Origin of the sequence: Guptibacillus hwajinpoensis, from assembly GCF_001039475.1 — a bacterium.
In the GTDB taxonomy this organism is placed as follows: Bacteria; Bacillota; Bacilli; order Bacillales; family Guptibacillaceae; genus Guptibacillus; species Guptibacillus hwajinpoensis.
On record NZ_LELK01000004.1, the window covers coordinates 755,441 to 771,440 of the forward strand.

The 16,000-nt window shown below is 42.0% G+C and carries 19 protein-coding genes; 17 read left to right on the plus strand and 2 right to left on the minus strand.

Features of this window, described 5'->3' with window-relative positions; genetic code table 11:
• Positions 1-2: 2 nt before the first annotated feature.
• Genes AB986_RS13875 through AB986_RS13885 form a run of 3 tightly spaced genes read left to right on the plus strand, consistent with a single transcriptional unit; the run spans position 3 to position 2,084 of the window.
• On the plus strand, positions 3-950 hold the full coding sequence (locus AB986_RS13875) for a nucleoside recognition domain-containing protein (protein ID WP_048311709.1): 948 nt from the start codon (positions 3-5) through the stop codon (positions 948-950).
• A complete protein-coding gene (ppaX, locus tag AB986_RS13880) occupies positions 940-1,584 on the plus strand; it encodes a pyrophosphatase PpaX (protein ID WP_048311711.1) in 645 nt (214 codons plus the stop codon). Before AB986_RS13875 ends, ppaX begins: the two co-directional genes overlap by 11 nt.
• Positions 1,581-2,084 (plus strand): acyltransferase, encoded by a 504-nt coding sequence (locus AB986_RS13885; protein ID WP_048311713.1) that lies wholly within the window; start codon positions 1,581-1,583, stop codon positions 2,082-2,084. The genes ppaX and AB986_RS13885 overlap by 4 nt, the downstream gene beginning before the upstream one ends.
• Positions 2,085-2,123: 39 nt before the next feature.
• On the opposite strand, the gene map is transcribed toward AB986_RS13885, so the two are convergent.
• Together map and cax are read right to left on the minus strand one after the other, a co-directional pair.
• Entirely contained in the window at positions 2,124-2,879 is a 756-nt protein-coding gene (gene map, locus AB986_RS13890) for a type I methionyl aminopeptidase (RefSeq protein ID WP_048311715.1), read from the minus strand.
• A 128-nt stretch (positions 2,880-3,007) separates the two neighbouring features.
• A complete protein-coding gene (gene cax, locus AB986_RS13895) occupies positions 3,008-4,078 on the minus strand; it encodes a calcium/proton exchanger (protein ID WP_201779281.1) in 1,071 nt (356 codons plus the stop codon).
• Between the two features lie 499 nt (positions 4,079-4,577).
• On the opposite strand from cax, the gene AB986_RS13900 reads away from it, so the two are divergent.
• From AB986_RS13900 to rapZ, 14 genes are all read left to right on the plus strand, one after another.
• On the plus strand, positions 4,578-5,759 hold the full coding sequence (locus tag AB986_RS13900; RefSeq protein ID WP_048311718.1) for an ATP phosphoribosyltransferase regulatory subunit: 1,182 nt from the start codon (positions 4,578-4,580) through the stop codon (positions 5,757-5,759).
• Complete coding sequence (gene hisG, locus AB986_RS13905) at positions 5,759-6,400, plus strand: ATP phosphoribosyltransferase (protein WP_048311720.1); 642 nt, start codon at positions 5,759-5,761, stop codon at positions 6,398-6,400. Before AB986_RS13900 ends, hisG begins: the two co-directional genes overlap by 1 nt.
• The gene (gene hisD, locus AB986_RS13910) at positions 6,387-7,661 is read left to right on the plus strand and encodes a histidinol dehydrogenase (protein ID WP_048311722.1); all 1,275 of its coding nucleotides are present in this window, start codon (positions 6,387-6,389) and stop codon (positions 7,659-7,661) included. Before hisG ends, hisD begins: the two co-directional genes overlap by 14 nt.
• A complete protein-coding gene (gene hisB, locus AB986_RS13915) occupies positions 7,658-8,251 on the plus strand; it encodes an imidazoleglycerol-phosphate dehydratase HisB (RefSeq protein ID WP_048311724.1) in 594 nt (197 codons plus the stop codon). The genes hisD and hisB overlap by 4 nt, the downstream gene beginning before the upstream one ends.
• Positions 8,252-8,887, plus strand: a complete 636-nt coding sequence (gene hisH / locus AB986_RS13920; RefSeq protein WP_048311726.1) for an imidazole glycerol phosphate synthase subunit HisH — start codon at positions 8,252-8,254, stop codon at positions 8,885-8,887.
• Position 8,888: 1 nt separating this feature from the next.
• Positions 8,889-9,608, plus strand: a complete 720-nt coding sequence (gene hisA / locus AB986_RS13925; protein WP_048311728.1) for a 1-(5-phosphoribosyl)-5-[(5-phosphoribosylamino)methylideneamino]imidazole-4-carboxamide isomerase — start codon at positions 8,889-8,891, stop codon at positions 9,606-9,608.
• Positions 9,609-9,610: 2 nt separating this feature from the next.
• Positions 9,611-10,369: an imidazole glycerol phosphate synthase subunit HisF gene (hisF, locus tag AB986_RS13930; protein ID WP_048311730.1), complete on the plus strand. Its 759-nt coding sequence runs from the start codon at positions 9,611-9,613 to the stop codon at positions 10,367-10,369.
• On the plus strand, positions 10,366-10,995 hold the full coding sequence (gene hisIE, locus AB986_RS13935; protein ID WP_048311731.1) for a bifunctional phosphoribosyl-AMP cyclohydrolase/phosphoribosyl-ATP diphosphatase HisIE: 630 nt from the start codon (positions 10,366-10,368) through the stop codon (positions 10,993-10,995). Before hisF ends, hisIE begins: the two co-directional genes overlap by 4 nt.
• 65 nt (positions 10,996-11,060) lie before the next feature.
• A complete protein-coding gene (locus tag AB986_RS22590) occupies positions 11,061-11,198 on the plus strand; it encodes a hypothetical protein (protein ID WP_169749940.1) in 138 nt (45 codons plus the stop codon).
• A gap of 189 nt (positions 11,199-11,387) precedes the next feature.
• A complete protein-coding gene (locus AB986_RS21255) occupies positions 11,388-12,986 on the plus strand; it encodes a helix-turn-helix domain-containing protein (RefSeq protein WP_053216191.1) in 1,599 nt (532 codons plus the stop codon).
• Positions 12,987-13,094: 108 nt separating this feature from the next.
• Complete coding sequence (gene trxB / locus AB986_RS13945; RefSeq protein ID WP_048311732.1) at positions 13,095-14,045, plus strand: thioredoxin-disulfide reductase; 951 nt, start codon at positions 13,095-13,097, stop codon at positions 14,043-14,045.
• A 299-nt stretch (positions 14,046-14,344) separates the two neighbouring features.
• Entirely contained in the window at positions 14,345-14,509 is a 165-nt protein-coding gene (locus tag AB986_RS22435) for a hypothetical protein (protein WP_236690383.1), read from the plus strand.
• Between the two features lie 82 nt (positions 14,510-14,591).
• Positions 14,592-15,065 carry an 8-oxo-dGTP diphosphatase gene (locus AB986_RS13955; protein ID WP_236690384.1) on the plus strand — a complete coding sequence of 158 codons (474 nt, stop codon included), beginning with the start codon at positions 14,592-14,594 and terminating at the stop codon, positions 15,063-15,065.
• Between the two features lie 43 nt (positions 15,066-15,108).
• Positions 15,109-15,999: an RNase adapter RapZ gene (rapZ, locus tag AB986_RS13960; protein WP_048311735.1), complete on the plus strand. Its 891-nt coding sequence runs from the start codon at positions 15,109-15,111 to the stop codon at positions 15,997-15,999.
• The last annotated feature ends 1 nt before the right edge of the window (position 16,000 follow it).

Here is a 16,000-nt window from a genome sequence, read left to right on the forward strand (position 1 = left end):
GAATGGGAACATTGCGACGTGGATTGAAAGCAGGTCTTACCACAACGTGGGAATTAGGTAAAATTATCTTTCCAATTACGCTTGCTGTGACAATTCTTCGCTATACTCCTGTCCTCGAATGGCTCATCGGTTTTATTGCACCTGCGATGAAATGGCTCGGACTTTCAGGGGAAGCAGCTATTCCGTTAGTAATCGGAAACTTCTTAAATCTGTACGCAGGAATCGGTGCTATTTTAACGCTTGATCTTACTGTAAAAGAAGTGTTTATTCTTGCGGTTATGCTCTCGTTTTCTCATAACTTATTGATTGAGTCAGGCGTAGCAGCAAGAGTAGGTGTGAAACTGTGGGTTATGCTAGTAGTAAGAATCGGTCTTGCAATCGTTTCGGCCGTTGTGATTAATTTAGTATGGAATGGCGGTGGGGAGCAGGCTTCTTATGGCCTTGTTTCACAGACGAGTGAAACGGTTCAAGGCTTCAGTGCAATTCTGTTACAAGGACTTGAAAAGGCTTCATTCGGTGTCCTTCAGCTTGCCCTTATCGTTATCCCACTTATGCTATTTATCCAGGTTATGAAAGACTTCTCATGGCTGCAAACATTTTCGCGTTGGATGTCTCCTGTAACAAGGAGTCTTGGGATGAAAGAAAATACTTCAACGACTTTAGCGGCAGGTCTTGTCTTCGGTCTTGCATATGGCGCTGGCGTTATGATTCAGGCCGTTAAAGAAGATGGAGTAGAGAAGAAGGATCTTTATTTAGCGTTTATTTTTCTTGTTGCGTGTCATGCTGTCATTGAAGATACGCTCATTTTTATTCCGCTAGGGATTCCAGTTATATGGCTTTTGCTTGTTAGACTCGTAACAGCCATTCTTCTAACTCTTGTTGTCTCAGTTATTTGGAAGCGTCGCGACGTTAGCACTTCAGAAAGAAAGGAACCAACGTATGAGCATTAATACAGTACTATTTGATTTAGATGGAACTCTAATTAATACAAATGATTTAATTATGGCCTCATTTAAACATACATTTGAGCATTTTTATCCTGGGCGTTATGAGGATGAAGAGTTAAAGCAGTTTATTGGGGAGCCACTTTACCATACATTTGCTAAGCATGATGAATCGCGAGCAGAAGAAATGGTCGCTTTCTATCGTGAACATAATATCGCGAATCACGATAACCTCGTAACGGAATTCGATGGCGTTTTTGAAACCGTGAAGACGTTATCTGAAAACGGGTATAAGCTTGCGATTGTAACGTCAAAAATGAGAAACACAGTTGAAATGGGACTAGCATTAACGAAGCTTGATCAGTTCTTCCCAGTTGTTATCACTGTTGATGAAGTAGAGAATCCTAAACCTCATCCCGAGCAGCTTGAAACAGCAATGAAGAAGCTTGGTTCTGCTCGAGAAGAAACGCTTATGGTTGGAGATAGCCAATACGATATTCTTGCTGGACAAAACGCGGACGTTACGACTGTTGGTGTTTCGTGGACGATTAAAGGAAGTGAGTTCCTTGCATCGTATAAGCCTGATTACTTAGTTGATCATATGGGAGAACTACTCGAGATCGCAGGAGTAGGAAAGTGAGAAACACGGAGCGGTACCCCGTTACTGGCAGCAACGCGCTCTGGCAAATTTATAAGACCGTTCCGTTCTGGAAAGTGGTCAAAAACTTTATCGTTATTCAGCTTGCCCGGTACATGCCGTTTATTCCGGTGAAAAACTGGCTATATAAAACGTTTCTTGGCGTGAAAATTGGTGACCAAACCGCTTTTGCATTAATGGTAATGTTAGATATTATGTTTCCTGAAAAAATTTCGGTTGGTAAAAATTCCATTATCGGGTACAACACAACGATCCTAGCTCACGAATATTTAATTGATGAATATCGTCTTGGTGAAGTGATCATTGGTGATCGCTGTATGATTGGAGCTAACAGCACCCTGCTTCCTGGTATTACGATTGGTGACGGAGCCATCGTTTCAGCTGGAACGCTTGTACACAAAAGCGTACCTGCAGGTGCTTTCGTTGGTGGAAATCCAATGCAAGTAATTCATATTAAAGAACAGCCGAAGGAAGACATATAAGAAACCCGTAGCGAGCGCTACGGGTTTCTTTGTGTTCACTTATTCGTCGCCTTGATCTGTTAACAGAACAGGGCCGTCTTTTGTAATTGCGAGAGTATGCTCATACTGTGCAGAAATAGAGCCATCTACTGTACGAGCAGTCCAACCATCTTCGTCTATTATGCTAAAAGGAGCTCCTATGTTTAGCATTGGTTCAATTGTAATAACCATACCTTCTTTTAACCGTGGACCAGTTCCTGGCTCCCCGAAGTGAGGAATCATTGGCTCTTCATGAAGTGTTGGTCCTATGCCATGACCTGTAAAGTCGCGTACTACGCCATATCCTTTACTTTCAGCGTATTTTTGGATGGCGTGGCCAATATCTCCAATGCGATTGCCGACAACGGCCTGTTCTATTCCAAGGTATAGAGACTTTTTCGTAGCATCAAGCAACTGTTGCACGTCATCAGAAATGGAACCTACAGCATAGGACCATGCTGAATCAGCAAGAGCGCCGTTTAAGTTTACAACCATATCTACTGTTACGATGTCTCCCTCTTTTAGCTTCTGAGTACCAGGAAACCCGTGACAAATGACGTCGTTCACTGAAGCGCAAGTTGCGAAAGGATAATCATGATAGCCTTTTTGTTCAGGAGTAGCGCCACGTTCTTCTAGAAAGAATTCTACAAAATCGTCAATTTGCTTCGTTGTTACGCCAGGTTTAATAATGTTGCGTAACTCTTTATGACAGTCAGCTAGAACCTTTCCTGCCTCTTTCATTAATTCGATTTCTCTTTTTGTTTTACGATGAATCATGTTTTCGCCTACTTTCTGCGGTTTGTTTAAGTATTTGCGTGTGACCTAGTAAATTTACTAACACGTTATGCAGAGGATCTTCCCTCAGTTACTGTAACAAAAAAGCCTGCAAATTGCAGGCTTCGAAATTAGAGTAAATAAAAACCAATTCCCATAATTAAGTACGCAGCAAGCAATGTTGCTCCTTCAAACCAATTTGTTTCACCGTCATTACTAATCACAATTGTTAATAAAACAGCGGTTACCATTGTCACTAATTCTGGTAAAGTAAAGACAAGCGGCATTTGTACAGGAAAGAACAGTGAGATCAACACAAGTATTGGAGCAACAAACATGGCAATTTGAAGAGTAGAGCCTATTGCAATCTCAACAGCAATATCCATTTTGTTTTTGTAAGCCATAATAATGGCAGAAGCGTGCTCAGCTGCGTTTCCTACAATCGCTACAATAATAACCCCGATAAATAACTCGCTCCATCCAAAGGTTTCCCCTACAGTTTCAAATGTATGAACAAGGCTTTCCGCTACATAACCGACCGCAACTGTTGAAAGTGCTAGAACGATCATCGCCTTCTTCTTGCTCCATTCAGGCTCTTCATGATGAGGCTCTGCTCCGTTTTCTTCATTATGCTGGTAGACACCACGGTGTGTAACAAGCTTAAAGAAGAGAGCGGCAAGATAAAGTACGATTAGAATAACTGAAATTCCAATACTTAATGAAATCGCTTCAGCATCATCCATTCCCATTGCAAATACTTCCGGAATGACAAATGCTACGATTACACCGAACATTAATAGTCCAGAGTTGTGCCTTGCGTCGTAAACATTGAACTTCTGGCGTTTGAACTTAATGCCGCCAACGAAGAACGATAGTCCGGCAACAAGAAGAAGATTCCCAAGTACAGATCCTGTGAGGGAAGCTAGTACAATTTCTACTAATCCTTCTTTTAAGGCAAAGATTGAAATAATGAGTTCAACGGCATTACCGAAAGTTGCATTTAATAAGCCACCGATTCTTGGGCCTGATATAATCGCGAGACTTTCAGTGGCTCTACCCATATATGCAGCGAGGGATACGATGGTTAAACAATAAACAGTAAACATAAGAATTTGTGACCAGTGAAGTAGACTTCCCGCTACAGACAGAGGAACTCCTATAACAATTAAGATAAAGAAGATTTTGTTTACCACGGTGCACATCCTTTCTACTTTTTATCATTAGTTTATTCTGTCTTTATTATAGTTTTCATTTATTGGGAAAGAAAGTTTTACCAGTAGGGTCTTTTCGTGAAAGGTTCATTTCGTAATGTTGCTATATAGCAGTTGATTTGCACTCCAGGTGCTCACCTGTCCCGCTAATCCCGCAGGAGTTGAGCACCTTCCGCTCCAATCAACGATGAAGGAGTTTTCACTATAGAAAAACTTTAAAAACAACAATCTTTACGAAAAGAGCCTTTCTATAAGATTGTTGCTGTGAAAAGAGAGCAAATCAACGATGAAGTTTGGCTTCAACCCTTAGCTTCCTTTTCAAAAACAACAAAAAGGATTGATTAAGAGTACTCGGGAAGGGTAAGGGGAATAATCGCTTCATATTGGTTGACGAAAATTTTCTAGGCGTGTAAACTACAAATAACTTCATCTTGTTAGTATATTAGCGAACTAAAGTAAAGCGAACTAAAGTAAATGCGAGGTGCAAAAAATGACGAGACCATTTGTATTTGAGAAACCACTCGGTATGCGAGATACGCTACCGTTACTATACGATCTGAAAACAAGCATTCGAGAAAAAATTCAACACGTAACAGAAACGTGGGGATATCGGTTTATGAATACACCTACTCTTGAGTACTACGAAACAGTAGGTGAGGCGTCAGCAATTCTAGATCAGCAGCTTTTTAAACTGCTTGATCAGCGTGGGAATACACTTGTGTTAAGACCCGATATGACGGCACCGATCGCCCGCGTAGCTGCGTCTAGTTTGAAGAAAGAGCCTTTTCCATTGCGCTTGGCTTATGATTCTAATGTGTACCGTGCACAAGAGGACGAAGGTGGCAAACCGGCTGAATTTGAACAAATTGGTGTCGAGTTAATTGGAGATCGCACGACTAGTGCAGATGCAGAAGTCATTGCCTTAATGGCTGCTGTTCTAAAAGAAGCAGGGCTTGAGAATTTTCAGATCGCAATTGGACATGTTGGATTTATCCAAGAGCTGTTTCTTTCAATTGTTGGAAATGAAGATCGTGCGGCTGTTCTTCGTCGCTATTTATATGAGAAGAACTACGTTGGGTACCGTCAGCACGTTCGCGAAATGCCGCTTTCATCAATTGATCAAAAAAGACTAATGGATCTTCTAACCCTTAGAGGAGATGGTTCTAAGCTAAGTGACGCCATCGAACTTCTTCCTACTGAAGCGGGTGAACGTGTGTTAGATGAGCTCCGGACGCTTATACAAACGCTTGAGGCTTATGGGGTTGCAGATCAGGTTAAGTTTGATTTCACGCTTGTTAGTCACATGAGTTATTACACAGGTGTCGTATTCGAAGGGTACGCAAATGAGCTTGGCGTTCCATTAAGTAATGGCGGTCGTTACGATGAATTATTATCTCGCTTTGATCGTCCGGCACAAGCAACTGGATTTGGGATTCGTCTTGATCATTTGGCTGAAGCGCTTGGCCTAACGGGTGATGAAAAGCTACCTGATGCGATTATATTTAGTCCAGAACGGAGAGAGGAAGCTATCCAGCAGGCTTCAGAAAGACGAGCTCAAGGCGAAAAAGTCGTTATGCAGGAACTGAGCGGCATTACGAATCTTGATGAGTACTCAGAACGTTTTGATGATGTTGTATATATGATTGGTAAGAACGGAAAGGGGACGTTGTAATGCTTACGATCGCAATGCCAAAGGGACGTATTTTTGACGAAGCATCTGAGTTGCTTCGTCAAGCTGGTTACAAGCTCCCTCCTGAATTTGATGATTCAAGAAAACTGATTCTAGATATTGAGGAAGAGAATATCCGTTTCATTCTAGCGAAGCCGATGGATGTTCCAACTTATGTTGAACACGGTGTTGCTGATGTTGGGATTGCTGGAAAAGATGTAATGCTTGAAGAAGAACGCAATGTTTATGAAGTACTTGATTTGAAAATCAGCGGCTGCTATCTCGCTGTGGCTGGGCTTTCAGATGGTCCAATCAAAGGAGTTGCTCCAAAGATTGCAACGAAGTATCCGAACGTTGCTTCTAATTATTTTCGAGAGCAAGGTGAGCAAGTAGAGATTATTAAATTGAACGGATCTATTGAACTTGCGCCGTTAATAGGCCTTGCGGATCGCATTGTCGATATTGTTTCAACAGGACGAACGTTAACGGAGAACGGACTAATGGAAACGGCGTTTATTGAGCCGATAACATCTCGCTTTATCGTAAACCCAGTAAGCTATCGAACAAAAGATGCCATTATTGATGATATGGTCGAGCGTCTTTCAGCTGTTGTGGAAGGAGGTAGCGGAGATGAAAATCGTTAACATGAACGACGGGATTTCCATTAAGCGGTCTATTGAAGAAGGAACAGAGGAGCAACGTCAGGTTGTGCTCTCGATCCTTGAGCAGGTTAAAACAAACGGTGATGATGCCGTTAAAACATACACGAAAAAATTTGACGGTGCTACACTCGATGATTTGCGCGTAACGAGTGAAGAAATTGAACAAGCGTATGGGGAATTGTCTGACGAGCTTGTTGCAATTATTCAAGAAGCCGCCTCGAACATCAAAACATTTCATGAGCGTCAGCGTCGAGAGTCATGGTTTACAACGTCTCTGGATGGTACGCTACTTGGCCAGAAAGTAACGCCACTAGATTCTGTTGGCGTATATGTGCCAGGAGGCAAAGCTGCTTATCCTTCTTCTGTTCTAATGAACGTTATCCCTGCTACAGCGGCAGGCGTTCAGAGAATTGTAATGGTTACACCTCCTGATTCAGAAGGAAAAGTGCCAGCAGGCGTACTTGTTGCTGCTAATGAAGTAGGCGTTACCGAGATTGTTAAAGCGGGTGGTGCACAAGCTGTCGCTGCCCTTGCTTATGGAACAGAATCGATTTCTGCAGTTGATAAAATCGTCGGTCCAGGAAATATCTTCGTCGCTCTTGCCAAACGAGAAGTGTTTGGTATTGTCGATATTGATATGATTGCAGGACCGAGTGAAATCGTCGTTCTAGCCGATGAACAAGCGAATCCTGCTTATGTTGCAGCAGATCTGCTATCACAGGCTGAGCATGATGAACGCGCAAGCGCAGTACTTGTTACACCATCTCAAGTACTTGCTGAGCGCGTTCAAGAACAAGTAGAGAAGCAGCTTGCAGAGCTTCCACGTGCCGAAATCGCTTCGAAATCGATTGAAGATTATGGCGTCATTTACGTTGTTGACAATATGGTAGCAGGCGTTGAAGCAGTGAATGATCTAGCACCTGAACACCTTGAGATTATGGTAGATGAGCCAATGACGTTACTTGGGAAAATTCGTCATGCAGGTGCGATCTTCCTTGGACCTTATAGCTCGGAACCGGTTGGTGATTACTTTGCAGGACCAAATCACGTTCTACCAACGAATGGGACAGCTCGTTTTTCTAGTCCTCTTTCAGTGGATGATTTTATTAAGAAATCGAGTGTGATTTCGTATAGTAAAGAAGCAATGAAGCAGAACGGCAATAGCATTGCTGCGCTTGCAAAGCTTGAAGGGCTCGGTGCTCACGCAAGAGCGGTTGAACTTCGATTGGAGGATTTGAAATGAGTGAAGAGAGAGTAAGTTCCATTGCTAGAGAAACATCTGAAACGTCTATTAACCTTTCTTTCGGGGTAGATGGAGAAGGGAAGTCAGATCTACAGACGTGCGTTCCGTTTTTAACGCACATGCTCGACCTGTTCACAAAGCATGGAAAGTTCGACTTAGCGATCGCAGCGAATGGCGATACAGAAATTGATGATCATCATACAACTGAAGATATTGGTATTTGTCTTGGCGAAGCGTTAAAGCAAGCGCTTGGCTCGAAGGAAGGCATCAAGCGATATGGCAATGCGTTTGTACCAATGGATGATGCGCTTGCCCAGGTTGTTGTTGATTTAAGCAATCGTCCACATCTTGAATATCGCGTTGAATTACCATCCACACGAGTTGGTACCTTTGATACAGAACTTGTTCATGAATTTCTATGGAAGCTTGCGATTGAAGCACGAATGAATTTGCATGTCATCGTTCACTACGGCCATAATACGCATCACATTATTGAGGCGATTTTCAAAGCACTTGGACGAGCATTGGATGAAGCAACGCTGATTGATCCTCGTGTAAAAGGTGTTCCTTCAACGAAAGGGATGCTATAGATGATTGGTATTATTGACTATGGAATGGGCAATTTGTATAGCGTGAGTAAAGCGCTTGAACGTCTCGGATATGATTACTTCGTTTCAGAAGAAGAGGAAGAACTATCAAAAGCGACAGGTCTTCTTCTTCCTGGAGTAGGATCTTTTCGAGATGCAATGGCGATATTGAATGAAACAGGATTAAAAGCGTTTATAGATAAAGAAGTAGCTCGTGGTAAACCCCTTCTTGGCATTTGTCTTGGCATGCAGCTTCTTTTTGAAGAAAGTAATGAAAATGGCTTTGCAGAAGGCTTTTCATTTCTACCAGGTAAAGTGAAGAAGTTTCCAGGTCAAGACTCATCCGGAACATCTTATAAAGTCCCTCATATGGGGTGGAACAAGCTAGATATTAAGAAACCGGAATCTTTCCTTATGAATGAAGTAGGGGATGAACATGTCTACTTTGTTCACTCTTATTATGTTGATACAGAAGATCGTGATGTGCTGATCGCATCTGCAGACTATGCAGAAGAAGTACCTGCGGTTGTTGGAAAAGGAAACGTGTTTGGTACACAATTCCACCCAGAGAAAAGCAGTCATGCAGGACTTACGATTCTCAGAAACTATGCCCAATACGTTGAAAGGAATGACGCATAATATGGCAATGACAATCTATCCAGCAATTGATATGAGAGGCGGCAAGTGCGTTCGTCTCCTTCAAGGCGATTACAATCAGGAAACAATTTATGGAGATTCACCTTTTGACATGGCAAAGAAATTCGCTGACGACGGTGCAGAATGGATTCACATGGTTGATCTTGATGGAGCTCGAGAAGGCAAACGAGTGAACGATCGTTATGTTTTGGAAGTTGCAGACAAACTAAACGCTCGCGTTCAAATTGGTGGCGGAATTCGTAAAGAAGAAGATGTAGCGTATTACTTAGATAACGGAGTTGACCGCATTATTCTAGGAAGTAGTGCGATTTCAGACCCCGATTTCGTTAAGAAAATGCTTTCTCGTTATAAAGAAAAAATCGCAATTGGAATTGATGCGCGCGATGGATACGTGGCTGTTGAAGGTTGGCTAAAAACATCGGAAGTTAAGGCGGTTGACCTTGGTAAGGAGCTTGCTAATCACGGAGCAGAGGTGTTCATTTTCACTGACATTTCAAAAGATGGCACACTATCTGGACCGAACGTCGAGGCGATTGCTGAACTCGGCGAAGCAACAGGTAAGGAAGTTATCGCATCTGGTGGTGTGAGCTCACTTGATGATGTGCTAAGTCTTCGTGAACGAAGTGATTCAATCAGTGGTGCTATTATTGGTAAGGCGCTCTACACAAATCAGTTCACGTTAGAACAAGCACTGGAGGTATAAGGATGCTAACGAAGCGAATTATCCCGTGTCTTGATGTGAAAGAAGGCCGAGTTGTAAAAGGGATTCAGTTTGTCGGTCTTCGTGATGCTGGAGACCCAGTAGAGCTTGCAAGAGTGTACGATAAAGAAGGCGCAGATGAACTTGTTTTTCTCGATATTTCAGCATCACATGAAGGAAGAGAAACAATGGTTGATGTTGTGCGCCAGGTCGCAGCTGAGCTTGCTATCCCCTTTACAGTTGGCGGTGGCATCAACAAGCTTGAAGACATGAAACGTGTTCTTCGCGCAGGAGCTGATAAAGTATCCATGAATACAGCAGCTGTACTTCGTCCGGAACTAATTCGTGAAGGTGCAGACTATTTTGGAACACAGTGCATGGTCGTTGCAATCGATGCAAAGTGGGAAGAAGAGACCGGGTCTTGGCGTGTCTATACGCATGGTGGTCGAACAGCAACAGAATGGGATGCTGTAGAATGGGCTTTGAAGGCACAGGAAATGGGAGCAGGTGAGATTCTTCTAACGAGTATGGATGCGGACGGTAGCAAAGACGGTTTCGATATTTCCCTTACGAAAGCGATTGGAAATGCGGTCACGATTCCAGTCATTGCATCAGGTGGTGCTGGTTCTTCAGACGATTTTCTAGATGTTTTCAATGATGCTTCTGCAGATGCGGCACTTGCAGCATCTATTTTCCACTACAAAGAAACCTCACTCACACATGTGAAAGAGTACTTAAAACAAAACGGGGTGGCAATTCGATGAATCTAGATATGATCCAATTTGATGAAAAAGGTCTTGTTCCAGCTATTGTGCAGGATACAGCAAGTAAGGAAGTATTAACCCTTGCTTATATGAATAAAGAATCGCTTACTAAAACGATTGAAACGAAAGAAACGTGGTTTTATAGTCGTTCACGTGAAGAGTTATGGCATAAGGGCGAAACCTCAGGAAACACGCAGACCGTTACGGACCTTCGCTATGATTGCGATCAGGATGCGGTGCTCGTTCTAGTTAAGCCGGCTGGACCAGCTTGTCATAAAGGAGACTACACGTGTTTTTCTGATTCGTTACTAGGTAATGAGGTAACGCCTGAAGAGAATCGCTTCGCTATTCTAAATACACTAGAAGAAATTATTGCAAAGCGTCACGAAGAACGTCCAGAAGGAGCTTACACAACGTATCTCTTTAGTGAAGGCGTAGATAAGATTTTGAAGAAGGTTGGGGAAGAAGCATCTGAAGTGATTATTGCTGCGAAGAACCGCGATCTTGAAGAATTAACCTGGGAGTCTGCGGATCTTCTATTCCACCTTATGGTTCTATTAAGAGAGCAGGGATGTCCTCTTGATGATGTACTCAACGTGCTTGAAAAACGTCACGCTTCCAAATAATGAAACCTTTTCCCCTTATACTCGTAGAAATAGGAAATGAGAGTAATGAAATGGGGAGTAAAATCATGTTTGTAGGTTTTATGTTTGTTGGACTTGCAATAGGCTTGTTTCTCGGTCAACCGGGACCGGGTGTGCTTCTTGGTATGGGAGTAGGCTTCATTGCTGATGAGATTATGAAGCGCAGGAAAGATATGTGGAAATAAAAGCGAGCTTTCGAGCTCGTTTTTAGTTTGCGTGTGGTTCTCCCCTTTAAATAAGGCATCTGCCTTAAACCTTTTAATAGGCAAGTATTTCTACTTTTTTCTTACACGACTGGGTGAAGATGTATGTTATACTTTTGAACGGATATGACTGGTAGTAGAATTATTTTGATGAAATTAATGGGGGAAAACATGAAGAAACAACTTCTTGCTTCTTCGGAAATGAAAGGCCGGCTGATTCCGTTCGTACAGAGCGGAGATTATTTTTATAAAAAGGCGATGAGAGCCTATCAGCAGCGAAACCTCGATAAAGCAAAACAGCACCTTGAACGTGCTGTCAAACTTTCACCCGAAGAAGTCGATTATATATGTCAACTTGCAGCGGTCCTGTCGGAATTAGGTGAATATGAAGCATCCAACGAATGGTTAACATTCGTTCTAGATGATCTTGATCCTGAGTATTATGATTGCTATTTCTTTCTAGCAAATAATTACGCTCATATGGGTCTTTTTAAACAAACCGAAGAAAATGCACAAAAATACCTTAACCATGAACCAGATGGTGAGTTTGTTGAAGATGCAGAAGAACTTGTTGACTTGATTTTACTTGAGAAATCTGAGGATTTACCTCAAGAACTCGGGGACGAAGAACAGCTTATTCTTGAGCATGAAGAAGCACGAAAAGCGATTGAGTCGGGAAGATTTTCTGAAGCAATCGATCTGCTTGAGAATATGACGGACGCTTACACTGAATTCTGGCCAGCTTATAATAATCTTGCACTTGCGTATTTCTATGATGAGCAATTTGAGGAAGCGATACGTGTCCTTGATCTCGTTCTTACGAAAAACGAGGGCAATCTGAATGCGGTTTGTAACCTTGCATTGTTCTATGACTTCCTTGGTCAGCATGTAAAACGTGATCTTATGCTAGAGCGATTAAAGAATGTCTATCCGATCCATCCAGATCATTCTTATAAGCTCGGTAGTACATTTGGGTTTCTTGGTGAGCATGAGCTAGCATTTCACTGGCTTCGTAAAGTAGAAGTAACGCGCCACTCATGGGATGTTTCTTTCTACCATTGGATGGCTGTCTCTTCTTTTCAACTTGATCGTCCAGAGCTCGCTAAGCGTTACTGGAACAAAATGAAAGAACTAGACCCAACTAATCAGATTGCGATAGGCCATCTTACTAAATTAGAAGAAGGAACGCTAAAGAAAAATCGTGTTTCCTATCGTTCTCAAGCCACTGAAGTTAAAGATGAAAAAGAGAAAAAGCATGATTATCACGCTAGAATGACGCATCTTATGCTTCTTTATACGAGACGCGACGCGGAGAGTGCTTCTCTTCTTCAAACGTATTGTAAACGGAAGGACGAGCCCACGATTATTAAAGAGCTTTCAGCCTACATTGCGTTAACCCTATCTGGTGAACCTGTTCGCGTTTTAACAGAGGACAATGAGTTTACAGTGACTAACGTTAATGATTTTCCAGAACACGTACTTTCTGGAATGCGTGTGATTGCTGAACTTGAACAGGCAAACATTAGTGACTCTGAATTGCATGAGCTTATTGCAACCACTTGGCTACGCTGCTATGTTAAACTTTCAGAAAGAAAGCTTTCTTTCCAGAATGCAAAAGGAACAGCTGCAGCTATGCTATACATGTGGAAGAGTGCGAATGAGTCACACGTATCACAGACTGAAATAGCTAATGCGTTCGGAATCTCGACTTCTACTGTTTACTCTTACCGCAAAAAAATAGCAAGTTTACTTGAGAGCGAAGAGCTGTGAGCAAACGGGTAGACATTTAAAGCACATTGAGCTATTATTCTAGACAAGAAACATTACTTTTTAATAATTAATATAAATAATTCATATAAATCAAAGGAAGTGAAACAGATGACTGAAAAAATTCATGATGTCATTATTGTTGGTGCTGGCCCTGCAGGTATGACTGCAGCTGTATACACTTCTCGCGCAAATCTCGATGTTCTCATGATTGAACGCGGGATTCCAGGCGGACAAATGGCAAATACAGAAGACGTAGAAAACTATCCAGGGTTTGATCACATTCTAGGCCCGGATCTTTCAACAAAAATGTTTGAACATGCGAAGAAATTTGGAGCTCAATACCAGTATGGTGATGTGAAGGAAATCCGTGATAACGGCGACTATAAAACAGTTGTTGCCGGTAATAAAGAGTATCACGCAAAAGCAATAATCGTAACAAGCGGTGCAGAATACAAAAAAATCGGTGTACCTGGAGAAGCAGAGTACAGCGGTCGTGGCGTATCTTATTGTGCAGTATGTGACGGTGCTTTCTTTAAGAATAAAGAACTTGTTGTTATTGGTGGGGGAGACTCCGCAGTTGAAGAAGGCGTTTATTTAACACGTTTTGCTTCTAAAGTAACAATCGTTCATAGACGTGATCAGCTTCGCGCTCAGAAGATTCTTCAACAGCGTGCATTTGATAACGAGAAAATTGATTTTATCTGGAACCACACAGTGAAAGAAATTCTCGGTGAGAACGGTAAAGTAAGCAAAACCCTTCTTGTTAACACTGAAACTGGTGAAGAACGTGAATTTAGCGCAGATGGTGTCTTTATCTACATCGGTATGCTTCCACTGAACCAAGCAGTAAGTGGTCTAGATATTACGAATGAAGAAGGATACATTGTAACGGATGAGAACATGGCTACAAACGTTCCAGGAATTTTTGCAGCTGGTGATATCCGTGACAAAATGCTTCGTCAAATCGTAACTGCAACTGGTGATGGCAGTATCGCTGCACAATCCGTTCAGCACTATATCGAAACACTTCAAGATGCAGGAAAAGAAGCGGTCGTATAATAACGTACAAAAGCAGAGAATCTAAGGATTCTCTGCTTTTTTTGACAAAAACCGCAGGTAACCGCAGGTGCCTGTCACCCGCGGTTTTTTTGCGTAATTCGGTTTTAATTCTCCTGTAACAGCGATGCAATATAAGTGGGGTAAACTTGAATTAGATTTAACCCCCTTTAACATAGTTAGTCATTGCGCGGACATTTGCTCCGCGCTTTTTTTTGTACTTTAAAACACAATGGTTGTATAGGGGTAATGTGATCAGCTTAATTCAATTAACTAGGCTCTCTTCTCAAAGATTGTTGCTTTTGAAAAAAATGTATAAAGAACCAAACTTAGCTGATTGGAGCGGAAATCCCCTTACTCTTATTTCAACAATGATTACGAAAACAGCCATTAAAATGACGAAAATGACAGATTTTAAATCACCATCTTCTACCTTCCGAACCGCTCTCATTGTTCATGAACTTTAATCATAGTATACTATGGTTAGAAAATATTGAAGTCTGTCGTACGTTCAGACTCTCGTATTAAAAATCGGATGACCGAATTGGGGTGACAATTGTGCAACGCGTAACAAACTGTATTTTAAACGACCAAGCTAATGATCGAGTACTTCTACTGAAAAAGCCAAGACGCGGATGGTGGGTTGCACCAGGTGGCAAAATGGAATCGGAAGAATCGATTCGCGATTCGGTGATTCGAGAGTTTCGAGAAGAAACGGGAGTCTACTTAAAGAACCCGAAACTTAAAGGGATTTTCACGTTTATTATTAAAGAAAATGATGTTACAAAATCAGAATGGATGATGTTCACGTTCCTCGCAACTGAATACGATGGGGAGTCTGTGAAAGAGTCAGATGAAGGCAAAGTTTCCTGGGTTAAAACAGAAGAAGTTAGCGAACTTCCTATGGCTCCAGGTGATTATCATATTCTTGATTACATGTTAAAAGGTCACGGTATTATTTACGGCACATTTACTTATACACCTGACTTCAAGCTACTTTCTTATAGGCTAGACCCGTCTTAATCAAAGTGGAACAATAAGAGAAACTGAGAATGGAGTGGGGAAAATGACCGAATCTAACGACAAACGCATTCATATGGTCATTATTACAGGCATGAGCGGCGCTGGTAAAACAGTTGCCATGCAATGTTTTGAGGACATCGGGTACTTCTGTATTGATAACTTACCACCTGCGCTTTTACCGAAGTTCGTTGAAATGGTCGACGGATCAGAGGGAAAGCTGAATAAAGTAGCGCTTGTAATGGATCTCCGCGGTGGTGACTTCTTTGATCATCTAGTCGAAGCTGTTGATCACCTCGATACACATGACCGCCTCGATGCGGAAATTCTTTACCTAGATTCAAAAGATTCAACATTAGTGCGACGCTACAAGGAAACACGACGATCTCACCCACTTGCACCTGAAGGCTTGCCGCTCGAAGGAATTAAGAAAGAGAGAGAAATGCTTGAAGAGTTAAAGGGACGCTCTCAGCAAATTATCGATACGAGTGACATTAAACCGGTCCAGCTTAGAGAAAAAATTATGGATCGGTTCACCAATAACGAGAAAGAGAACTTTGGAGTTAATGTGATGTCATTTGGGTTCAAGTACGGTATACCAATTGACGCCGATCTTGTCTTTGATATTCGCTTCCTTCCAAATCCTCATTATGTCGAGCATTTGCGTCCAAAAACAGGAGTGGAAGAAGAAGTCGCGAACTATGTATTTAAGTGGAAAGAAACGCAAACGTTTCTTGCGAAATTGATTGATATGTTAGCCTACATGCTTCCTCAATATAAGAGGGAAGGGAAAAGCCAGTTAGTGATTGGAATAGGATGTACTGGTGGTAAGCATCGATCTGTTGCCTTTGCTGAGCATATTGGAAAGCATTTCGAATTGGAGTACCGAACCAACATTACCCACAGGGATATTGAAAAAGGGAAGGGTCATAACTAAT